The organism is Apibacter sp. HY039 (assembly GCF_004023655.1).
Lineage (GTDB): Bacteria > Bacteroidota > Bacteroidia > Flavobacteriales > Weeksellaceae > Apibacter > Apibacter raozihei.
Window position 1 is genome coordinate 620,073 of record NZ_SAYM01000001.1, and the last position, 22,965, is coordinate 643,037.

The 22,965-nt window shown below is 31.1% G+C and carries 17 protein-coding genes; 8 read left to right on the forward strand and 9 right to left on the reverse strand.

Translation table 11 applies throughout. The features are described from left to right. Window positions 1-421: 421 nt before the first annotated feature. The 7 genes from EQ921_RS02790 to EQ921_RS02820 form a co-directional block, all read right to left on the reverse strand. Window positions 422-1,123, reverse strand: coding sequence for a LytTR family DNA-binding domain-containing protein (locus EQ921_RS02790; protein WP_128330468.1), 702 nt, complete (start codon window positions 1,121-1,123; stop codon window positions 422-424). Then, entirely contained in the window at window positions 1,101-2,177 is a 1,077-nt protein-coding gene (locus EQ921_RS02795) for a sensor histidine kinase (RefSeq protein ID WP_128330469.1), read from the reverse strand. The genes EQ921_RS02790 and EQ921_RS02795 overlap by 23 nt, the downstream gene beginning before the upstream one ends. Further along, window positions 2,174-3,247, reverse strand: a complete 1,074-nt coding sequence (locus EQ921_RS02800) for a sensor histidine kinase (protein ID WP_128330470.1) — start codon at window positions 3,245-3,247, stop codon at window positions 2,174-2,176. The genes EQ921_RS02795 and EQ921_RS02800 overlap by 4 nt, the downstream gene beginning before the upstream one ends. Before the next feature lie 51 nt (window positions 3,248-3,298). Next, window positions 3,299-5,614 carry a carboxypeptidase-like regulatory domain-containing protein gene (locus EQ921_RS02805; RefSeq protein ID WP_128330471.1) on the reverse strand — a complete coding sequence of 772 codons (2,316 nt, stop codon included), beginning with the start codon at window positions 5,612-5,614 and terminating at the stop codon, window positions 3,299-3,301. Between the two features lie 134 nt (window positions 5,615-5,748). Then, complete coding sequence (locus EQ921_RS02810) at window positions 5,749-5,940, reverse strand: hypothetical protein (RefSeq protein ID WP_128151009.1); 192 nt, start codon at window positions 5,938-5,940, stop codon at window positions 5,749-5,751. A gap of 154 nt (window positions 5,941-6,094) precedes the next feature. Further along, window positions 6,095-7,174 (reverse strand): DNA replication/repair protein RecF, encoded by a 1,080-nt coding sequence (locus EQ921_RS02815; protein ID WP_128330670.1) that lies wholly within the window; start codon window positions 7,172-7,174, stop codon window positions 6,095-6,097. An 8-nt stretch (window positions 7,175-7,182) separates the two neighbouring features. After that, a complete protein-coding gene (locus EQ921_RS02820) occupies window positions 7,183-9,639 on the reverse strand; it encodes a thiamine pyrophosphate-dependent enzyme (protein WP_128330671.1) in 2,457 nt (818 codons plus the stop codon). Window positions 9,640-9,777: 138 nt separating this feature from the next. Between EQ921_RS02820 and EQ921_RS02825 the strand changes: the two genes are divergently transcribed. Next, window positions 9,778-12,336, forward strand: a complete 2,559-nt coding sequence (locus tag EQ921_RS02825) for a phosphoenolpyruvate carboxylase (protein ID WP_128330472.1) — start codon at window positions 9,778-9,780, stop codon at window positions 12,334-12,336. Between the two features lie 83 nt (window positions 12,337-12,419). Here EQ921_RS02825 and EQ921_RS02830 read toward each other — a convergent pair whose 3' ends face one another. Next, a complete protein-coding gene (locus EQ921_RS02830; protein WP_128151013.1) occupies window positions 12,420-12,851 on the reverse strand; it encodes a hypothetical protein in 432 nt (143 codons plus the stop codon). Between the two features lie 102 nt (window positions 12,852-12,953). On the opposite strand from EQ921_RS02830, the gene EQ921_RS02835 reads away from it, so the two are divergent. Next, on the forward strand, window positions 12,954-13,724 hold the full coding sequence (locus EQ921_RS02835) for a Cof-type HAD-IIB family hydrolase (RefSeq protein WP_128330473.1): 771 nt from the start codon (window positions 12,954-12,956) through the stop codon (window positions 13,722-13,724). Between the two features lie 519 nt (window positions 13,725-14,243). Continuing rightward, complete coding sequence (gene eco / locus EQ921_RS02840) at window positions 14,244-14,744, forward strand: serine protease inhibitor ecotin (RefSeq protein WP_128330474.1); 501 nt, start codon at window positions 14,244-14,246, stop codon at window positions 14,742-14,744. Window positions 14,745-14,815: 71 nt separating this feature from the next. Here eco and EQ921_RS02845 read toward each other — a convergent pair whose 3' ends face one another. Then, window positions 14,816-15,115, reverse strand: coding sequence for a monooxygenase (locus EQ921_RS02845; protein WP_128330475.1), 300 nt, complete (start codon window positions 15,113-15,115; stop codon window positions 14,816-14,818). Between the two features lie 200 nt (window positions 15,116-15,315). Between EQ921_RS02845 and EQ921_RS02850 the strand changes: the two genes are divergently transcribed. From EQ921_RS02850 to EQ921_RS02870, 5 genes are read left to right on the forward strand one after another with little or no spacing between them, the layout of a single operon-like run. Further along, window positions 15,316-16,593: a TolC family protein gene (locus EQ921_RS02850; protein ID WP_128151020.1), complete on the forward strand. Its 1,278-nt coding sequence runs from the start codon at window positions 15,316-15,318 to the stop codon at window positions 16,591-16,593. A gap of 4 nt (window positions 16,594-16,597) precedes the next feature. Then, a complete protein-coding gene (locus EQ921_RS02855) occupies window positions 16,598-17,677 on the forward strand; it encodes an efflux RND transporter periplasmic adaptor subunit (RefSeq protein WP_128330476.1) in 1,080 nt (359 codons plus the stop codon). A gap of 5 nt (window positions 17,678-17,682) precedes the next feature. Beyond that, a complete protein-coding gene (locus tag EQ921_RS02860; protein ID WP_128151024.1) occupies window positions 17,683-20,781 on the forward strand; it encodes an efflux RND transporter permease subunit in 3,099 nt (1,032 codons plus the stop codon). Window positions 20,782-20,816: 35 nt separating this feature from the next. Continuing rightward, window positions 20,817-21,494: a response regulator transcription factor gene (locus EQ921_RS02865; protein ID WP_128151026.1), complete on the forward strand. Its 678-nt coding sequence runs from the start codon at window positions 20,817-20,819 to the stop codon at window positions 21,492-21,494. Window positions 21,495-21,514: 20 nt separating this feature from the next. Then, window positions 21,515-22,861 carry a HAMP domain-containing sensor histidine kinase gene (locus EQ921_RS02870; RefSeq protein WP_128330477.1) on the forward strand — a complete coding sequence of 449 codons (1,347 nt, stop codon included), beginning with the start codon at window positions 21,515-21,517 and terminating at the stop codon, window positions 22,859-22,861. Window positions 22,862-22,965 lie beyond the last annotated feature (104 nt).

The following is a 22,965-nucleotide window of genomic DNA, read 5'->3' on the forward strand; positions in this document are numbered from 1 at the left end:
AGTAGTTAAAAAGAATGTAAATTATATAATCAGCAGAAGTATGTATATAATTTATAAGTTTAAATAGTGTTAAAATTATTTGTCTTTTAATATCAAAATGTTTCTTGTAATTTTATGTTGACATTAAAAAACAGGCAAATTTAATAATAATTATAATACAAATGGTGAAAAATGTGTATATTTTTTTTGTTAAATAATAATTATTGTCTGCAACTCGCTGTAGAAAAGAGAAAAAAGATCTTTATATCATAAATATTTTACCTTAAATTCAGGTAAAGTAATGAAGAATTAATAAAAATCAGACTTTTTCTGGATAAAGAAGATAGCAAAATTCTATCTTATTAACGTTTTTTTAATAAAATTTTTTATTTTTTAACTAATTATTTTTTGATTGATTATTAAATTTAGATTGATAAAGCTTTTATTTCTTGAAAAAAAGATCTAAAAAATTATTTCTATATATGTTTCCAATTGAAATTTCATAAGATTGGATATGTACATCATTGCTGTCAAATGAATCAATATGATGAGTATTTATAATATAGGATTTGTTAATCCTGAAAAATATATTTTTAGGAAGATATTCGTGAATATTTTTCAGATTCATTTTGGTTATTATACGTTGTTTGTCAGTTTGTATAATTACGTAATCTTTCAGTCCTTCAATAAAAAGAATTTCTTCAAAATTTATCTTAAAATATCTACGTTCAGATTTTACAAAAATATATTTTTCATTTATAGTGGCAAGTTGTTCTTTTTCTGCGCTTTTAAGAAGTTTATTATATGAAGTTGCTTTATTTACTGCTTTAAAAAAACGATTCTCATCAATAGGTTTTAATAGATAATCTATTGCATCAATTTCATAACTTTCACAGGCATATTCAGTGTAGGCAGTAGTGAAAATAATAAGAGTATTTTTTGATATGGATTTTGCAAATTCAATTCCGCTGGTACCAGGCATGCGAATATCAAGAAAAATTAAATCAACATTATTTAATATTAAAAAATTTTGCGCAGAATCAGCATTATTAAACGACCCTAATAATTTAAGAGATGTTTTTTCAACCATGAGCTGAACTCCTTCACGGGCAAGTGGTTCATCATCTACGATTATACAATTCATTAGAAATAGTTAAGTTTACAATGTACAGGTCCGATTTGTTCTCCATAAATAGTATATGCTTGTCAGGATACAATAATTCCAGTCTTCTTTTAATATTTAGTAATCCTAAACCTCCGTTTAAATAGTTTTTTCTTTTTTCAGGCTGAGAATTAATACATGAAAATATAAGTGTATTTTCTGAAATCTCAAAATTTATATGGATAAAAGAACTTTTTTCACTATCAATATTGTGCTTTACAGCATTTTCTACAAAAGGAATGAAAAGTAAGGGAGGAATTGTAATGAAGTTGTTTCCCTTTACAGATAAAGAAAATTCAAAATAATCACGACGTATCTTTTCCAGATTTAAAAAATCAGTAAGAAATTGAATATCCTCATTTAGAGAAATAACATGCTTAGAGCTTTTATGAATTTGATATTTTAATAAATCGCTCAGTTTATGTAAGACAATAGATGCCTCCTTAGGATTTTTTTTTGTTAGGACTTTCACATTGTTTAACATATTAAATAAAAAGTGAGGATTAATCTGATTTTTTAATTGCTCTATTTCAGATTGTGAATTTATATTTTTTAATTCTTGAATTCTTTGTTCGTTAAATATCCATTGTTGAAACAATAAAAATGTGGATGAGGAGACACATCCAAATCCTAATATAATTAAAGCAGAAAAAATATTGATTAGAGATGTACTATATAAGTAAGTTTTACGATCAATGGAATCTAACAAATTAACAAAATATTGACTTATTATAATTAAAGTAAATGCAAAAAATATGGATATTAGTAATAAACTGAAATATCTTGTAAGTTTATTCTTTAATAAATATTTGGGAGCTAAGTAATATAAATTAAAAAGAATAAGAAATAAGGTAATAAAAATAAAGGAAATGAAAATACACCATTGACCTATAAAACCATCATATAAACCATTAAAAGCTATTTCTGCAGATATAATTAGTATAATTAGTAAAAACAGAATATTTCTTTCTAAGATAAATTTTTTATCTGTAAAAAAAATGAAAATAGGATTTGTTTGATTTTGTTTATAATTCATATGCGTATATCTAATCGCAATCCATATTCGTTTATATTATTTTCTGATTTTAACTCATATTCATCATGGGTATAAAGCAAATCCAGTCTTTGTTTTACTATATCTAAATTCCATTTTATATTTAAATTTGGCGTTTGTTTATATTTACATATAAATGAAAGCATAGTTTCCTCTTTTTTCAATAGTATGTATATACTGGTAATTTTCCTCTTTTGAATTTCTTTAATATATTCTTCCAACAAAGAGATATACAATAGAGGAGGAACCATAAAAAACAAATTTTCAGTAGATTCTATTTTAAAATGAAATTCTTTATATAATAATTTTATAAGTGTTAAAAAATCACTGAGAAATTGTATTTCAGATGATAAAGGTACTTTTTCTTTAGAACCTTCATAAAGCTGATATCTAAGTAATTTGCTGAGTTTTAAAACAATTTCTGAAGTTTCTGAAGGATTTTTGATTGCGAGTAAACTAGCTTGATCCAATATTTCAAATAAAAAATCCGGATTAATACTTCCTTTAAGTTGTTCTAATTCTTTTTTTAATTGTATTTGCTCAAGATTATAAACCTTTTTTGTATTAATAAACCAGTTTTTTAACAATGCAGTAATTGGTAAACTGGAAAAACAAACAAAAAGGATTAAAAAATTAAATGATAACCGAATAATCGGAAATCTGGCTGTATTTAATGAAAAGCTTTTTAAAGGAATGTGATATATATTTAAAATTATATATTCAAAAAGTAAAATAATCAATGTTAATAAGATAGAACCACCCAATAAAAAAATAATAGATGTAGTGTATTTTTTTTTAATTAAGTATTTAGGTATCATACTATAAAGTATGGAATAAGCAAAAAGAAGATACATAAGGGTAAATCCTGTTCCCCATGCAATTAATAGAGAAATAGGAGGATGGTACATAGCAAGATCATCCTGAAAAGCAAATAGGGCTGCGTTAAATGCAATAATAAAAAAGAATAAAATAAGCAACAAATGTCTGAGAATCTTGTAACTAGGTTCTAAAAGTATATTTTTCAAAAAATTACTTAAAAGAATGGGGGACATTTGTTGCTGATTTATAAATTTGTAGCTAACAAAAATAATGTAATTTTTAAATTAAAAATCTATTTTATAACTGATATTCATTGCTGAAATGTTATTTTTTATCAGCTTTATAGTATTTTCCTTATAGTTGAATTGATATCCGATAAAATCGTTGTCACGTGTGGTATTAATAGATTTTATAGCAAATTCATGACTTACTTTTGGTCGGTTAATTCTGTATTTAATTGTAAAATTAGTTAAAAACGTAGAAGGTTGTTGTTTTTCAAATGCCCGGGTCTCATCATATTGTATTTCCTTATCCGGATGTAGCAGGGTCGCTTGTTCATCAATAGGAGAATAGCGTAAACCTCCTTGCAAAGTAAGTTTTACATTTACTCCTAATACATTTTGTTTATTACGTCCAACCATCCATTCCTTATCTCCTAATACATTGAAAATGTAATTCCGATTAAATCGGGTATTATACCACTTTCCATTCCCCCCTTTATATTTTGAATCAAATATAGAACCTGTAAACATATAATAGTATCCTTTATCCAGATAACGTTCTATAGTAATGTCTATGCCTAGATTTCTACCTTTCCCTTTATTTACCAGTGCATCCTCTACATACAGCAGATTTCGGTTTATCACAGAATAAGAACTATCAGCAATTACAGGGACATCATAAAGATGTTGAAAATATGGCTCTATACGTAGAGATAGATTTTTAGATAATTTCTGATGATAAGAAATAAGGAAATGGTGAGCTTTGGTGAAGTCTAAATTTTTATTGACCAGATTGTCTCGGGTTTTAGAAGTTTTCGTAAAATATACGTCCATTTTTTCCATACGGCTATGTAGGCCATACGCAAAAGTTAAGTCATGTGAATTATCAGGAAGCCATTTAATGCTGGCTCTGGGTTCAATAGTCCAATAATTGTTAAGTGTAAGGAGTTGTGTATTAATACCTAATGAGGTAATTATGTTATCACTTAAGTTTATATATGAGTTGCTATATCCGGAAAAAAGAGTAGTAGAGCCACTTCCGTTGGAAATAGTATTCATAGGCTGCGTTTCAATAGGGCTTACTCTGTAATTCATATCATAGAATAAATTGAGGATAGAAATACCAGTTTTGTTACTATGTTTTGGCGAAAATTTTTGAGTAAGTGATGTAGATAAAGAGATGTTGTTGTTACTACTTTTTAAATCAAGATAAGGACTATATTGAATATCATAGCCTAAAACATTTTGTTGTGTTGTATACTCAGAAGTGGTGAATCCTGCAAAACTTTCCAATAAAGACTTTTCAGAAATATTATATTTATAAGTTATACCTAAAGCACCCATATATTGTTTTAAATCACTGGTAAAACGATCTCCGTTGTTTTCCCATTTTTCTTTATTTTCCTCTGCATTTTCCTTATATTTATCTATAGAACCAATTCCCCAAAATGAAAATGTTCCTGATTTTTTGGTTGGAAAATTTAATTTAAAAGACAAATCCTGAAAATTTAAGCCTTTGATAATGGAATGCCTGTAGTTGACAATATAAGAAGATCCGGTAGATTTGCTTACAGGTCCTTCTGAGGATAAATTAATACCTGTAACACCTATTTCCGCAGTATGTTCATATTTACGATTGTTTCCTTTTTTTAAATTCATATCAAATATTCCGGATATGGCATTATTATATTCCGCAGGAAAAGCCCCGGTTAGAAAGTCCGAATTTCTCAGAATAAAACTACTTATAGAAAAAAAAGTACCACCACCTACAGTAGAAAGGTCTGCAAAATGGTTAGGATTAGGAATTTCTATTCCTTCCAGCCTCCATTGTAATAAATGTGGAGCATTTCCATGTATGGATATACCATTACTTGAAACTCCGCCTGCTACCCCTGCGAAAGCACTGGCAAGTCGAGCAGGGTCATCAAAGCCTCCGGCATAACGATTAGCTTCCTCTGTGCTGAACATTCTTCCTCCAGCCAAAGCCATTTTATTTAGTATTTTATCCTTTTTTATCTTTGCATTTATAACTATTTCCTCTATTTCCTTTTCTACAAAGTTCTCCCTTAACAAAATTTCCAAATACGTTTGTTTAGATGAGGTAACCTGTATTTCTGCAATCGTAGCTGGTTCATACTTATTATGAAATACTCTCAAAGTATAACGCCCAACTGGTATATTGAAAAAATGAAATTCTCCCGATTCGTTACTTAATACATTTCTTTCAGGATAGGTATCAATAATAATTTTAGCATTAGGTATAGTTGTCTCCAAAGTTTCATCCATAATAATTCCTCTTAACGTTTGTTTAGGGAGGTTTTCTTGGGCTGACAAGTAGATTGAGAAAAATAGGAATAAAAGAGTGAGAAGTGATTTCATACTAGTGGGTGATTTTGTTTTGAATACAAATTTTATTGAGGCAGATACTGTTTTTAAGCCAAAGTATTTTATTGAGTTTTTATTTATTCCTTATGATTAGATAAGAGAAATTACTTTTACCTCAGCTTTTAAAATTAATTTTTATCCTTTCTTCTTTTAATAAAGCTCATTAGTTGATAAACTTTATCAAATGCATTACCGACTCCTTTTGAATTTGAAATTTTTTCATCCAGTATATTCTCAAAAGAATCTAGTACTTTTTCACAATCTTCTACTTTAATTCCCGTGTCTTTAGAAATTTTAATTAATACTTCAGCTCTGTTCATATTGTATTTATTTTTGATTTGTATTTCAAAAATAGAAAGGACTTAAAAGCAAATATTCATTAGTATATATACATGGGAATAAAGTATATAAGTGAAGTGATTAGGTATACTTTTTAATTATAATTAGTAAAGGTAAGCTATATAATATGAATGACTACAGGTCAAAGATTCGATAATCCGAGCTGATTTGCTTTACAATTTTCTCAGTTCTTTCTTTATGCGTATCTGAAAGGAAAATTTGACCAAACTCTTCCTTGTGAACGAGCTTTACCAGCTGAGAAACTCTATGCTCATCTAGCTTGTCAAAGATATCGTCCATTAAGAGAACCGGGTTTTTACTGGATTTTTCTTTTATATGTTGAAGCTGTGCAAGCTTTAAAGATATTAAAAATGATTTTTGCTGGCCCTGAGAACCATATTTTTTTATAGGATAATCAAATAATGTGAATAGAAGATCATCCTTATGAATTCCTTGAGTTGTATAGCTGGCAGCACGGTCTCGTCCCAACGAATCTTTTAAAATCTGCTCAAACGGTTTGTCATCTAAATCGGATATATAACGAATAGCTACATTCTCTTTTAGTCCGGATAATATTGAGTAAAATTCAATGAATTTAGGAACATAGGTGATAATAAACTCTTTTCTCAGTTTATGAATTATGGTTCCGTTTTTTATAAGTTCAGAATCATAAATTTCAAGGCTGAACTCATCATAAAAATTATTGGTTATGAATAATTTAAGTAATGCATTCCTTTGAGCCAAAGCTTTTTGGTATCGTATAAGTACATGCAGATATTCCGGATTGATCTGGCAGATCATTCCGTCCATAAATTTTCTTCTGTACTCACTTCCCTCAGTGATAAGATTTTGATCATACGGAGAAATCATAACACAAGGGTATTTTCCTATATGATCAGATAATTTTTCGTAAGCTTTATTATTTTTCTTTATTATTTTTTTTTGACCCGACTGAACTTGTAATTTGATAATATCCTCACTACTTTCATCAGCAAATTTACCTTCTATGGAGAAAAAGTTCTCTCCGAAACGAATATTATTCAGATCAGAATGGTTTAGATAACTTTTAGTTAATGATAAATAATGAACAGCATCTAATAAGTTTGTCTTTCCAATTCCGTTATTACCCACAAAACAATTTATCTTTTCAGAGAAGGAAAATTGTCTTTCAATAATATTTCTGAAATTAAATACTCTTAAATCCTTGAGATACATCATAAGGATTAGCTGGTTTTAGGGTATTCACCAGGATTAGCCTCATTCATAATGTCATAAATTCCTTCAACAATGTCATCTAAAGACGGTTTCGAAAAATAATCACCATCGGAACCGTAGGCAGGCCTATGTTCTTTAGCTGTTATTGTTTTAGGTGCTGAGTCTAAATATCTGAAAGCATCTTGTTCTTCCAGTATTTTTTGCATCAAATAGGCACTGGCACCTCCGGGAACGTCTTCGTCAATAACAATTAAACGATTGGTTTTCTTAACACTCTCAGCCACCTGATGTTTAATATCGAAAGGCACTAAAGATTGTGCATCAATTATTTCTATATCTATCCCTAAAGTTGAGAGTTCTTTAGCCGCTTCTGTAACGATTTTCCACGTAGCTCCGTAAGTAACTACTGTAATATCATTTCCTTCTTTAGTAATCTCAATTTCACCAACTGTAGTTGTAAACTCACCAAGATTATTAGGTAAAGCTTCCTTCAATCTGTATCCGTTAAGACATTCAATAATGATACAAGGCTCATCTGCTTGTAGCATGGTGTTGTAAAAACCGGCGGCTTTAATAAAATTTCTGGGAACCAAAATAAAAATACCTCTCAAAAAATGAATTAATCCACCCATAGGTGAACCTGAGTGCCAAATACCTTCAAGTCTGTGTCCACGCGTACGGATAATTAACGGAGCTTTTTGCTTGCCTTTTGTTCTGTAACTAAGGCTGGCTAAGTCGTCACTCATCGTTTGTAATCCATATAACATGTAATCCAGATATTGAATTTCAGCTATAGGTCTTAATCCTCTCATAGCCATCCCTATTCCTTGGCCGATGATGCTAGCCTCCCGTATTCCGGTATCTGTTATTCTGATTTTACCAAATTTTTCCTGTAACCCTTCAAAACCTTGATTAACATCGCCTATTTTTCCTACATCTTCTCCAAAAGCTATAATTTCCGGATATTTTTCAAATAATCGTTCAAAATTATCTCTGACAATAATTCTTCCGTCTACCGATTTTGGATTTTCATCATATTCAGGGGATATTGATTTTACTTTTAAAGCGGACCATTGACTATCTGAGTATAATTTAGAATTGTAATTTTCATTTTCTTTTTGAAAAGCTTTATCATACCATTCCAATAACTGCGCCTTACTCGTTAACTTTTCCTCTCTTACGATACGTAAAACTTTCCTTACAAAATGAAAGATATCTTTTTTATATAAGGTTGAAATACCTAAAAAAGATTCTTTCTCTTTATTGATAAAAGGTTTCTTAGAACTTTCGTTCATAAGGTTATCAATATGAACTAATACTTCTTTTTTAAGAATATCAATATCAGTTCTGAAATTTTTCCAGGCATTCCTCTGGTGCTCTTTAACTAATTCCTTGATTTCATTTTCAATAGTTTCGAGTTCATTTTCAGACGCTATATGAATTTCACGATTGCCTTTGTCGTCATACACAACATAATCAAGAATCCATTGCCGGAATTTTTTTATACAATCATGTTCTTTTTCCCATTCTAGTCTTTCGGCGGATTTATACCTTTCATGTGATCCTGAGGTTGAATGTCCTTGAGGTTGAGTTAACTCATTTACATGTACAATTACCGGAATATGTTCTTTGCGGGCAATAGCTTCAGCTTTGGCGTATGCATCAATCAAGCCGGCATAATTCCATCCCTGTACTTTAATTATTTCACAACCACTGGCGGAATTTTGGGAGCTTCTTTGGAAACCCTGTAGCAATTCAGAAAAATCCTTTTTAGCCCGTTGTTTAGATGAAGCCACCGATATACCATATCCGTCATCCCATATAGATAAAATCATTGGGACATGTAAAGCACAAGCTGCATTTAAAGTTTCCCAGAAATGTCCTTCAGCTGTACTGGCATCACCAATGGTTCCAAAAGCAACTTCATTTCCATTGTTAGAAAACTGAATTTTATTTTTAAGTTTTTCTTCAGATTTGTAAACTTTTGAAGCATAAGCCAGCCCTAATAGTCTGGGTATTTGTGCAGCAGTCGGAGATAGATCAGCCGCATTATTTTTTTGTTCAGTTAAGTTTTTCCACGATCCATCTTCATTAACTAAGTGAGTTGCATAATGGCAATTCATCATTCTTCCTCCCGATTCAGGTTCACGGTTTTCATCCGTATCAGCATATAGCTGTGCAAAGTAATTTTCAATTGTGATTTCTCCTATACTTAAAGCAAATGTCTGATCCCTGTAGTATCCGGAACGAAAATCTCCATTTCGAAAAATTTTAGCCATTGCTATTTGAGGTAGTTCTTTCCCATCACCTAAAATTCCAAATTTAGCTTTTCCGGACAAGACTTCCTTTCTTCCTAATAAACTACATTCACGACTAATTAAACACATTTTATAATCATTAAGTATTTCCTTTCTAAATTCCTGAAAGCTTAGGTTATTTTCTGTGTCTGAAACTGTTTCCTGAATCACTATATGTAAATTTTTTTAAGATTGAACAAAGTTACAGCTTTTTTTATAACGTAAAATTTTTGATTATTAATTTGTTTCAAAATAAATTAGTATTGAATTAAAATTTCTAAATTTGGTAAATCAACATAAAACATTATGAATAAGGACATAGCTGAAAACACATTCAGGCAAGAGGTTGAAAATAAATATATTGTTTACAATAGTTTGTTTTCAAATTTACCCTATGATGACATGGGGAAGATTGGGGCATTAACACCAATGTTGTATGATTTAAGCAGTAAGGAGCTAAAAAAATCTAAAAACCCCAAAGATATTATCGAAACTTTTCTAACTAAGTTTGCCCATATAAAGAATGATGAAGATAAAAGAAATTTATTGTTCAGAATTATTCAGTTTATAGAAAGAGAAGTCGTTTTATTTGATTCTGTAGAAGATGCATCATTTGATAATATAATTGCTTTAAACCATCAGAAAGGAACACTTGAAAACTTATATCAGGTAGCACAGCAGCAAAAAAAGCTGGATGAAGTTTTTGAAGAATTAAAGACGTTTAAAGTCAGAGTGGTATTTACTGCTCACCCTACTCAGTTTTATCCTAATCCAGTTTTAAGAATTATAGCTGACTTAACAGATGCTATTCAAAAAAATGATATTAACCGTATCAATGATTTACTTCAGCAATTAGGTAAAACTCCTTTTATTAATAAGACGCAACCAACACCTTTGGAAGAGGCCGATAGTATAATTTATTATTTGCGTTATGTTTATTATGATGCCATCGGTCAGCTTCATGAAAAATTATTTTTAGAGCATTATAAACAAGAACAAGAATTTATCCCGGTAATGGAATTAGGGTTTTGGCCGGGTGGCGACAGGGATGGAAATCCTTTTGTAACAGCTGAAATAACTAAAAAGGTTACAGAAGAATTAAGAACAAGCATTATGAAATGCTATTATAACGATCTGAAAAAAATTTCCAGAAGATTAACTTTCAGAGGGGTTTATGAAAAATTAGGAGAATTATCAGATTCAATTTATGAAAACTCTTTTGGTGTTCGTAGTGATTTGACAACCGGTATCATTTTATCGAAAATTGCGGAGGTACGCGAAATTTTAATTAAAGAGCATGATGGTATCTTTCTTAATGAGCTTGACAGATTCTCAAGGCAGGTTAAAACTTTCCGAAGACATTTTGCATCATTAGATATTCGTCAGGATAGTGGAATTCATAATCACATAATAAATGCTATTGTTAAAAGGTATAATCTATCTGATAAATCTTATAATGAGATGGATAAGGAAGAAAAGTTTTATATACTTTTTCAATCCAATATTTTGATCCAAGAAGAAGATTTCGAAGAAGAAATTATTAAAGATACTATCAGGAATATCAAGCAATTACAACAAATACAAAAAGATAACGGAGAGCAGGCTATTCATAGATATATAATCAGCAATTCAACAACTATTTTTAGTGTGTTGGAAGTTTTAGCACTATTTGAGTTTTGCGGATATAAAAGCTATGAGATAAATATGGATATTATTCCGCTTTTCGAAACCGTTGAGGGGCTTGATAATGCTGAAGATGTAATGTCTCAGCTATATAATTTACCGTTATACAGAAATCACTTGATGAGAAGAAATGAACGGCAAACAATCATGTTGGGATTTTCTGACGGAACAAAAGATGGAGGTTATGTAAAAGCAAATTGGGGAATATTTAAAGCTAAAGAAAAGTTAACGACAGTTTCAAAAGAAAATAATGTAGAAGTATTGTTTTTTGATGGTAGAGGAGGTCCTCCGGCAAGAGGAGGAGGTAAAACAAGACAGTTTTATGCTTCTCAGGGTCCTACTATAGCCTCTAATCAGATACAGCTGACTATCCAGGGGCAAACCATATCATCATCTTATGGTTCAGTAAACCAGGCAAAACATAATTTTGAGCAATTAATTACTGCAGGAATATCTAATCGGGTCTTTGAAAACAAAAAGTTGAACTTAACTGAAGAAGATAGGAATATCCTGGATGAATTATCGAAAATTAGTTATCAGAAATACCAGGAATTAAAAGAACATCCACAGTTTATTTCTTATCTTGAAGAAAGAACCACTGTTGAATATTACGGTAAAGCGAATATTGGAAGTCGACCTTCTAAAAGAAAAAAAACAAGCGGATTACAGTTTAAAGACTTAAGGGCTATTCCTTTTGTAGGTTCATGGAGTTTATCCAAACAAAACGTTCCCGGTTATTTCGGTTTTGGTTTTGCTGTAAAACAACTTAAAGAAGAAGGCAAAATGCATGAACTTCAAGATTTGTATCAAAGATCGTTATATTTCAGAACTTTAGTACAAAATAGTATGATGTCCATGATTAAGTGTAATTTTCAGTTAACTTCCTACATGAAGAATAATGATAAATTTTCGGATTTTTGGAATGAATTAAACAATGAATTTATTTTGACCAAGGATCTATTATTGGAGGTAAGTAAACAAAATCTTTTGATGGAAAAAGAAGAAATGAATCGTTTGTCTGTTCTTTGTCGTGAAAAAATTATGCTGCCATTACTTATTATACAGCAATATTCTTTGCAGAAAATACATGAAGCAGAAACTGATGAGGAACGCCTAACCTATGAAAGAATGTTAGTACGTACATTGTTTGGTATTATAAACGCTAGTAGAAACTCAGCGTAATAACACGTTTGCAGTTTATTATATTTATATATAGTTACTAATAAAATTAAAAAGAGAGTATATTTCAGTATACTCTCTTTTTTTTATAAGTTGTTAGTAGGTTTAACTTTAGAATAAGGAGTAACCAGAAAATATAAATTAGAAGAAATCCATCCAATCCAGAACAAATATCCGCCTAAATGGAAACGTTCTTTCATTAGTCTGTGTTCATATACAGTTGAAAAATCATAATAGGTATATCCTATTCCAACAATTCCGGTTAAAAGTAAAAGAAAAAAAATCAGTCTGGCTGTATTTAATCTGCAAGTTCTTTTAACAATCCATTGTAAGAAGATGAGAAAAACCTGAATAGCAAAAATTACAAGCGCAGTTTTCCACCAGGTTTTAAAAATTTTATATTCAGTTCGTATTAAATTAATTCCCATTCGCCCCAGCCAAGACATCTTTGACATTAAAAAACCGGCACTAAGCGAAATAAGAAGTTCGAAAATAAGCAGAAGAGAGAGTCTTTTCATTATTAATTTTTTAATTCATAACTAAAAAAACGGATTTTTATTTCATTTAAAATCGTGTTTCTAAAAATAATAAGAATTACATTTGATTTTTATATAATAAATATGATAAAGGCTATTTTTTTTGATATAGACGGAACATTGATAAGTTTTAACACTCATAAAATATCTTCCCATACTTTAGAAGCTCTCCATCAAGTTAAGCAAAACGGTATTAAACTTTTTATTGCTACAGGAAGGCACAAGTTGGAAGTTGATCGTTTTGAAGGATTTGAATTTGAGGGTCATGTGACCATGAATGGTCAATATTGTTATAATGATAAAGAGATAATATATAAAAAGCCGATAGATAAAAATGCGGTTCAATCGGTAATAAAACTTGCTGAAGATACCGGGGAAGCGTATATGTTTTTTGAAGAAAATAATGTTTATCTTAACAAAATAAATCATAAAGTAGAAAAAGTCCTTGAAGAAGTAAAAGTTAATAATATACAGATAGAAGAATTAAATCAGTTTTCTGATAAAGAAATATTCCAAATTGTATGTTTTGTTACTGAAAAAGAAGAAAAAGAAGTGAAAAGCAAGCTTCCTTTATGTGAAATAACTCGTTGGCATCCTTTGTTTATGGATATAAATCCTAAAGGAGGGAATAAAAAAAACGGAATTTTAAAAATGTTAGATTACTATCATATTTTCCCAGATGAGATTATGGCAATAGGTGATGGGGAAAATGATATATCCATGCTGGAAGTGGCTAAATATAGTGTTGCAATGGAAAATGCTTCAGAGCAAGTAAAGTCTCATGCAGGATTTATTACCTCACATGTAGATGATGACGGAGTGGTAAATGCATTAAAGCACTATGGCTTAATTTAAAACTAGAAATACGTCGTTTATATAAATCCTTCAAAGATAATTATATGAGTTTTCAATTATTATATATTTGAATAATTGGTAGATGTAGAGTTTAGTAATTTTTTCTGCCTTCTTTAGACCAGATTAAAAAGTATTTTTCGTAAAATAACACCTTTATATGACGAAGATATATGCGTTTACAATATAATTTTGATAAAGACAATTATTTTTCACTTTATAATTCATAAGATGTTTTATACATAAAATGTTTTAATATTTTGCGCTTTTTCAATAAACTTAAGTGACGTATAATAACGAGGCTGTTATGTAGATGGAATAATTTGTGTAATATAAATAAAATGGTAATAATATTGAAAAAAATAAAATACAAAAAAAAATGTAATTGGTTGTTGTATAAACAGATATGAATGATATAAGCCAGCCCGAATCTTTTTTATAAAAATTTTTAAAAATTATTTATGGAAAAATGTTAAAAATTGAATCTAATAAGAAAAATTAATAAATCTTAAATAAAATACAATGAAACTAGTAACAAAAATTTTAGTAGTAGCAGTTTTAGGAAGTCTTATTATGTCTTTCGGTAAACATTCTAAAGATCAAATTATTGATGAAAATGATCCTAAAAAAGAACTTTCACATTTCCCGGCAGCTAAAGAAGGAATGGTACGTTATGTTATTTTTTTAGATAAAAAGTCAAACGAAGATTTATATAAGGTAGAATTAATTCCTGGAAAAGTAATGAATGTTGATTGTAATATTCATAGGTTAATAGGGAAAACAGAAGAAAAAGATTTGGAAGGATGGGGATACACCTATTTTGAATTTTCTTCAGAAGGTAATGCTATTTCGACACGCAAAGGATGTCCTAACCAAACAAATACCAACAAATTCATATCATCAGAATCAATGATGGTAAGGTATAACAGTAAGTTGCCGATTGTTGTTTATGCACCTAAAGGGTATGAAATTAAGTATAAAATATGGGAAGCAGGAAAGCTTAAAAATTCATCAGCTAACTAAAAAATTTTTAAAACCTATACAAAAAACCTTCTTAGAATTTCTAAGAAGGTTTTTTTATAATAACATAGGGTTTAAATTCCATGATTAATTTTAGAAAGAGTTTCATTTACTGAAAAGTATTGTACATCAAACTTTTCAATTCCTAAGCCTTCAATTCTTTTGGCGTGCATATCCATATAATTTTCAGCCGTTTCCTTATCTTCAAATAAATAAATGCCACCAGCCTTTCCTGTTTCCGGGTTTTCTGTCCATATTTTAGAAATAAAACCAGCTTCATTATTAATACTGTCAGCAAGATCTTTACCTACTTTTACCAGTTCTTCTCCCATCATGGACGGAGGAAAATCAAAACTTAATTGAATTAAAATCATAGTTTAATTTTTATGTTATTTTAACACAAATATAAGCAGATTTTGTACATCCGTTATGTTATAATTAATGCTTACAAAAACCGTAAATAAATATTTTCTAATCTATTTCTAATGTTGGATTAATAAGAAATTAATTTACATTAAACCGCTTTTTAATATATGTAGAATATCTTTGCTCGAGATAAAATATTCCACCTATAATGTACAAATACGGATTTTTAATACTAAGTTTTTTTACTGCCATTTACGTTTCCGCTCAAAAGCAGGATAGCATAAAGATAAGCCAGGAACAGATTGAGTCCCTGTTTCTAAATCAAAACCTTGAATTGCTGGCTGAGCAAATGAATATCGGTATTGCAGAAGCAGCAGTTATACAGGCGAAATTATGGGAAAACCCTTCTTTTTCTTTAGGAGACTTTAATTTGTGGACAACCGAGGCACAAAAAGAATCGGTGTTACCACTATTTGGTAAAACAGGTAGAAAGCAGTTTTCATTAGAGTTGAGCCAGTTAGTACAAACTGCCCGAAAAAGAGGTAAATTGATTAGCAGGGAAAAAGTTTCTAAAGAAATGGCTATACAGGATTTCGAAGAAGTGATCAGAGCTTTAAAGTTAGAGCTGAGAACTTCCATTCAGGAAATAATTTATTTACAGGATTATCAGAAAATTTTATCTAAACAAGAAGAATTAATAAGAGGATTAATATCTGCATACAAAAATCAGGTTTCACAAGGTAATATTGCGAAAAATGAATTGATACGTTTACAATCATCATTGTTAGAGTTAACCAATGAAATTTACGAAGTAAAAACAGACTTTAATGAGAAGCAGAGAGTGTTAAAATCACTTTTGAGTATGGAATCAACTAGTATGTTGGTCATCGATGAAAATAATCAGGATATAAAATCACCGGATATCTTAAATATAGATACATTGCTGAATCAAGCAGCTGAAAACCGGCCGGATGTTAAAAAAGCAAATTTACAAATCGAATATTTTGATAAAGATCTGGCTTATGAAAAAGCACAGCGTGTACCCGATTTAACTTTTTCAGCAGGATATGACAGAGCAGGTGGAGTATGGAAAGATTATGTAGGTTTTGGTGTGAGTTTCGATTTACCCATATTAAACAGAAATAAAGGGAATATCAAAGCAGCTCAGTTAGGAAAAGAACAAAGTAAATATTTAGCTCAAAATCAAGTAAATGTTGCCAGGCAAGAAGTTGCAGAAGCATTTAATAACTATAAAATTACTTATGATTTACAAAAAGAGATCGAAAATGAAAATCTGTCACAGGATTTGGATTTCATGATTGATGCATACACAAGAAATTTAATGAAAAGAAATATCAGCATGCTCGAATATATTGATTTTATGGAAGCCTATAAAACCAATAAGCAAACCATGTTAAATACAAGAAAAAATATGTTTGTACAATTTGAACAATTACAATACGCTACAGGTGTTGAAATAAAATAAAATTATGAGGAGAATATCATTTATACTTACAGCCACTTATTTATTTGTCGCATGTTCCGGAGAAGGAGAGAAAGATAAGAAAAATCAGGAAACTCCCGTTAGCGAAGCATTTTTAAAAAATGTAAAAACTGTTTCTGCAGTATTGAAATCTCAGGAAGAAGATTTGGTTCTTACCGGTAAAGTAGAATACGATCCGGATAGAATAGTCGAATATTCACCCATAATTAACGGAGTAGTAACTAATACATTTTTTTCTTTAGGAGATAAAGTAGGTAGAGGTCAGGTACTTGCCTATGTTAAAAGTATGGAGGTAAATTCACTGAAATCTGAAAAAGCCTCCTTGCAGGCTGAGTTGATGACTGCTAAAAGAGAATTGCAAAGTGCAGAATCCATGCATAAAGACAATATGTTGTCAGATACAGAATTAGCAGAAGCTCGTGCAAAAGTAAGGCAGGCATCCGCTGAACTTGGAAGGGTAAATTCAGACATGCAGGTTACCGGAACAAATAGCAAAGGTGGGTTTTCAATTACATCACCCATGTCCGGATATATTGTGAGTAAAAATATAGCTTCTGGTATGAGTATCTCTCCAGATTCCGATCCTCTTTTTACTGTAGCCGACTTAAGTCAGGTTTGGATAAGTGCGAATGTATATGCAAGCAATTTACAGTTTGTAAAAGAAGGAATGCCGGTTGAAATGACATCATTGTCTTATCCGGGAGAAGTTTTTGAAGGTCGTGTCACTCATATTTCCCAGGTTTTTGATTCTGAAGAAAGAGTTTTAAAAGCACGTATTGTTATGGCTAATCCGGAGCTTAAATTCAAGCCGGAAATGTCAATGATTATTAAATTAAAAAACAATACAGAAAACATGAAAGTTTCAGTGCCTGTAAAAGCACTTATTTTCGATGAAAACAAAGACTTTGTTATTGTAGAAGAATCCAATCATAATTTTAAAATAAAAGAAATTAAGTTATTAGGGCATAATGACGATACCGCTTATATAGCATCCGGAATTTCTGAAGGAGAAAAAGTGGTTATCAAAGATCAGTTGCTTATCTATTCACACTTAAAAAATAAATAAATCCCATGCATAAGTTTGTAGAGAAATGTATTGCATTTTCGCTCCGTAACCATATATTAGTACTATTCCTAACTGTGCTTTTAGCCATAGGAGGAGTTGTCTGTTATTTCAATACCCCTATAGAAGCTTATCCGGATGTTACCAACACACGGGTTAGAATTATCACTCAATGGCCGGGAAGAAGTGCAGAAGAAATAGAAAAATTTGTAACACTTCCTGTGATGAGGGAGATGAATACCATCCCCAGGAAAACAGATGTAAGATCAACTTCGTTATTTGGGTTGTCGGTGGTTACAGTGATTTTTGAAGATGGTGTTGATGACTTTTTTGCACAACAGTATGCATCTAACCGAATGCAGGGACTTGATCTCCCGGATGGAGCAGATGCAGGAATAGAACCCCCGTCAGGAGCTACCGGAGAAATTTACCGGTACGTTGTTAAAAGTGATTTACCTATCCGGGAAGTAGCAGCATTAAATGAATGGGTAATAGAAAGAGAATTGCTTTCAGTTCCCGGAGTAGCCAGTATCAATAGTTTTGGTGGCGAAGAAAAAATTTATGAAATAAAAGTTAATCCTATCGAATTAGCAAACTATGATCTGTCACCTTTAGAAGTATATGAAGCAATTTCAAACAGTAATATAAATGTAGGAGGAGATGTTATTCAGAAGGGTAATCAGGCATACGTTGTAAGAGGGATCGGTCTTTTAGAAAGTGTAAAAGATATAGAGAACATACTGATAGAAGTAAAAGGAAGTACACCAGTCAGAGTAAAGCAGGTAGCGACTGTGAGTGTAGGAGCAAAACCGAGATTAGGTCAGGTTGGGCTTGATGATAAAGATGATGTTGTACAGGGAATTGTAGTCATGTTACGAGGGCAGAACCCTGGAGAAGTAATCAAAAATCTTAAAGAAAAAATATCAGAATTAAATGAGCGGATATTACCGGAAGATGTAAAAATGGAACCATTTATCGATAGAACTAATCTTGTCGATTCCACGGTGCATACAGTAATGAAAAACCTTATAGAAGGGATTATACTGGTTTCAATCGTTGTATTTATATTCCTTTTTAACTGGAGAACCACCCTAATTGTAGCAACAGTAATTCCATTGTCTTTCCTTTTTGCAATTATTATGCTTAGAATTCAGGGATTACCTGCTAACTTAATTTCCATGGGAGCACTTGATTTTGGACTTTTACTCGAAGGGACATTAGTAATTGTTGAGATCATATTTGTGGCAATGGTCAAAAAAACAGATCAATTGGGAGATGTACGTTACACAAAATTAGCTAAAGGAGGTCTTATAAAGAAAAGCTCCGGTTCTGTTGCTTCTCATATCTTTTTTGCGCAGATTATCTTGGTTGTTGCACTATTCCCTATTTTTTCTTTTCAGAAGGTCGAAGGTAAAATGTTTTCACCCTTGGCATTTACCTTAGGATATGCTTTGTTAGGATCGTTAATTTTAGCAATCACATATGTGCCGGTTATGTGTAAAATATTGCTAAACAAGCCTATGAAAGAAAAAACTAATAAGATAAGTCGATTTTTTACATCCAACCTATATAAAATATATGAATTTGCATCCAGGCATCGAAAAGCAAGTATAGCAGCATTTTTAATAGTATTAGTTGCTTGTGCTGCCAGGTTTAGCTTTTGGGGAACCGAATTCATACCGAGTATGAATGAAGGGGCTATATATATCAGGGCTACCCTTCCCAATAGTATTAATCTGGACGAATCGGTACGGATTACCAAAGAAATGAAGAAAAAGCTGAGGAAATTTGATGAAGTTAAGTTCGTTTTAACACAAACAGGAAGACCCAATGACGGAACTGATGCAACAGGATTTTTCAATATTGAATTTCATACGGAATTAAAACCGGAAAACCAGTGGAAAAGAAAAATTTCAAAAGATGACCTGATTGCTGAGATGAAAGAAGCACTCGATATTTATCCCGGTACTATATTCGGTTTCAGCCAGCCGATTCAGGATAATGTGGAAGAGTATGTAGCAGGTGTAAAAAGTTCGTTGGTAATTAAAATATTCGGGGATGATCTTCACCAGTTAGAAAAGCTAGCAGACCAGACAGCATCCATCATTAAAAATGTAAATGGTGTTGACGATGTTAATGTTTTCAGAAGTATAGGTTTACCTGAATTACAGATTAAATTGTCTGAGTCACGTATGGCAAGATATGCGGTATCTATGAATGATGCACAAGCGGTAGTTGAAATGGCTATTGGGGGTAAAGCAGCTACTGAGTTTTATGAAGGAGAACGTATTTTTGATGTAAGGGTTCGTTTTCAAAAAGAATACAGAGATAATGAAGACAAAATTGGCGAAATTCTAATTCCTACCATGGATGGTAAATATGTTCCGTTGAAAGAAATAGCAGATATAACGTTTGTTTCTGGTCCTACCTTTATATATAGAGATGGTAGCAGCAGATATGTTGGAGTAGGTTTTAGTATCAGGGACAGGGATTTAGGTTCTACCATAGCCGAAGCAAGAGAAAAAGTAGATAAGGGAGTAAAGCTGGAACATGGAAATAAAATGGTTTGGGCCGGGGAATTTGAAAGTCAGCAAAGAGCTACACATAGGCTTATGGTAATAGTTCCCTGTGTAATTTTACTTATACTATTTTTACTATATATGAATTTCCGCACAGTTAAAGATACTTTAATAGCAGCCAGCGCCATGCCATATGCATTCATTGGTGGATTTATATCGCTTTGGGCAACAGGTACTATTTTTGGAATCTCGGCAGGTATTGGTTTTATTATACTTTTCGGAATTACGGCTATTGACAGTATATTGCTTATAGCATTGATGAAAAAGAAAATGAGTACCATGAGAAATTTAAGAGAAGCTATAGATAGTGCAGTAAAAAGTAGAATCAGACCTGTTTTAATGATTGCCTTGATGGGGTCTATGGGGCTATTGCCGGCAGCCATGTCTAACGGTATGGGGTCAGAAGTGCAAAAACCATTAGCAATTATGATTGTAGGAGGGATAGTAGTATGTATGTTGTTGTCATTTACTATTTTACCTCAGGTTTTCTACTTCGCATATAGAAGAAATAAAAAACTAAAACCATAAATATAGTATCTTTATAAGATTAAAAAATCTAGATTATGCAGTTGTTATTGGTCGAAGATAATAAGAAAATAAGTGAATTCATGGTTAAAGGTCTGGAAGAAAGCGGTTTTTCTATAACCTTGGCGGAAAACGGGGTTGAAGCCAGAAGTCAGATTAATGAAGGAAAATGGGATGTCATATTATTAGATATTATGTTGCCTGATATAGACGGTATAGAGATATTACAGTATATAAGGTATAAAAAAATTACCGTTCCGGTATTAGTGATTAGCGCCTTAGGAGATCCTGATGATAAGGTTCGTGCATTGGATTATGGAGCCGATGATTATTTATCTAAGCCCTTTCATTTTAAAGAATTGATTGCCAGAATCCATGCACTAGACCGAAGAGTGAAAATGAGTTATGACTCTTCATCAGAAATGTTGGTATGTGATGATTTGATAGTGCACGTAGATGAACACAAAATAATGAGAGGAGACGTAGAAATAAATCTTACGATTCAGGAATTTAAATTGTTGAAATTTCTGATGGAAAATAAAAATAAAGTAGTTTCCAGAACGCAGATTTTGACCAATGTATGGGGCGTAAACCATGACATAAATACTAATATTGTTGATGTATATATTTCTTATCTCAGGAATAAAATAGATTGGGAAGGCAAAAATAAAATTATTGAAACCATCAAAGGAAGAGGATACAGAATCAAATCATAAATGAAAAATAAAAATGTCCGATGAAAATACAGACACGTTTGAGCATAATTAGCTCAGCTTTATGGGGGATTGTTTTTATCGTTGTTTCCCTTTTAATTTTTGGACTTTATAAAAGGAACATCGAAAATTCTGTCTACAGAAATCTTAAAAAAACGTCTCAGATCATCGGACATTATTTTTTTGAAGAAGATGAAGTAAGTCCCAAGGAATTCCTGAAGATCAAAAAACAATATGAAAAAATGGCAGATCCTGATTACGAAATCTACGATGAAGATAATCAGCTGGTTTATGGTAATACTCCTGATATTTCTGTTAATATCATAGAAAATATCCGGTTAAAAAAGAAATTGATGTTTACCACGGAAAATTTTTTATGTTATGGAGTTTATTATAATGATAATCAGGGTGACTTTGTTATTATAACCAAAGAAAAGAAAAAAGATGTATATAACTATATAAATCCGTTAATATGGATTCTTTTGTCAGCTTTTATATTAGGTTTGTTAGCCACCGTTTTACTAAATAAATGGATTGCAAATATTGCTTACCGCCCCATAAGAGATACTATAAAACAAGTGAAAGAAATGTCGCCGGGAGACAGTATGCAGTTAACAACTACTCATACGGTTCAGGATGAGCTCTATGATTTAACCGAAACTTTTAATGAATTACTCAGTAAAATTTCAGATACATTTAAAATACAGCAAAATTTTGTGAGTTATGTTTCCCATGAGTTTAAAACACCTTTAACAGCAATTCAGGGTAACCTCGAAGTGTTTTCTCTTAAAGACAGAACGCCCGAAGAATACCATACGCTTACTGATACTTTAATAAGTGAAATTCAGCAGTTGGAAGAAATTCTTGAAACTCTACTTATAGTTTCTGATTTAAGAAAAAATACTGATATTTCTGAGCAAATCAGAATTGATGAAATGATTTTTGAAATTATAAAAAAAGTTTCCGGTAAATATCCGGATTATACTGAGAAGCTAAATTTTGAATGGGAAATTTCTCCTGAAAGAGAAGATCTATTACAAATAAATATAGATAAAACCCAGTTGTTTATAGCCTTATTCAACCTTATTGAAAATGCTGTAAAATTTTCGAAAGGAAATGGAGTTAATATTAAATTATTTGAAGTAAATAAAAAATTAGGATTGACCATACAGGATCATGGAATAGGTATTCCGGAAAAACAATTGAGTGAAATAAGTAAGCCTTTTTATCGTGCTGAAAATGCAGGAAATATTTCAGGTAAGGGGATTGGTTTATCCATTGCTTTGCGAATATTTGAAAAAAATAGCATCAACTATAAAATTAATTCAATAGAAAATAAAGGAACAGAAATTAATTTATCTTTTTTATAATAAAACAGAGTTTAAACTCATCTGATTTTTTTAAATTACCCTCAATTTATAAATTTTAATTTTAAATTGAGGGTAAAATTTTATAAAATATTCAGATAAAATAA

Coding starts and splice junctions, on each gene's coding strand:
- EQ921_RS02815 (WP_128330670.1), bottom strand. CDS start 7,174: ATGTATCTCAAGGATTTAAGAGTATTTAATTTCAGAAATATTATTGAA.
- EQ921_RS02860 (WP_128151024.1), top strand. CDS start 17,683: ATGCATAAGTTTGTAGAGAAATGTATTGCATTTTCGCTCCGTAACCAT.
- EQ921_RS02825 (WP_128330472.1), top strand. CDS start 9,778: ATGAATAAGGACATAGCTGAAAACACATTCAGGCAAGAGGTTGAAAAT.
- EQ921_RS02795 (WP_128330469.1), bottom strand. CDS start 2,177: ATGAATTATAAACAAAATCAAACAAATCCTATTTTCATTTTTTTTACA.
- EQ921_RS02810 (WP_128151009.1), bottom strand. CDS start 5,940: ATGAACAGAGCTGAAGTATTAATTAAAATTTCTAAAGACACGGGAATT.
- EQ921_RS02850 (WP_128151020.1), top strand. CDS start 15,316: ATGTACAAATACGGATTTTTAATACTAAGTTTTTTTACTGCCATTTAC.
- EQ921_RS02865 (WP_128151026.1), top strand. CDS start 20,817: ATGCAGTTGTTATTGGTCGAAGATAATAAGAAAATAAGTGAATTCATG.
- EQ921_RS02790 (WP_128330468.1), bottom strand. CDS start 1,123: ATGAATTGTATAATCGTAGATGATGAACCACTTGCCCGTGAAGGAGTT.
- EQ921_RS02855 (WP_128330476.1), top strand. CDS start 16,598: ATGAGGAGAATATCATTTATACTTACAGCCACTTATTTATTTGTCGCA.
- EQ921_RS02800 (WP_128330470.1), bottom strand. CDS start 3,247: ATGTCCCCCATTCTTTTAAGTAATTTTTTGAAAAATATACTTTTAGAA.
- EQ921_RS02845 (WP_128330475.1), bottom strand. CDS start 15,115: ATGATTTTAATTCAATTAAGTTTTGATTTTCCTCCGTCCATGATGGGA.
- eco (WP_128330474.1), top strand. CDS start 14,244: ATGAAACTAGTAACAAAAATTTTAGTAGTAGCAGTTTTAGGAAGTCTT.
- EQ921_RS02830 (WP_128151013.1), bottom strand. CDS start 12,851: ATGAAAAGACTCTCTCTTCTGCTTATTTTCGAACTTCTTATTTCGCTT.
- EQ921_RS02835 (WP_128330473.1), top strand. CDS start 12,954: ATGATAAAGGCTATTTTTTTTGATATAGACGGAACATTGATAAGTTTT.
- EQ921_RS02805 (WP_128330471.1), bottom strand. CDS start 5,614: ATGAAATCACTTCTCACTCTTTTATTCCTATTTTTCTCAATCTACTTG.
- EQ921_RS02870 (WP_128330477.1), top strand. CDS start 21,515: ATGAAAATACAGACACGTTTGAGCATAATTAGCTCAGCTTTATGGGGG.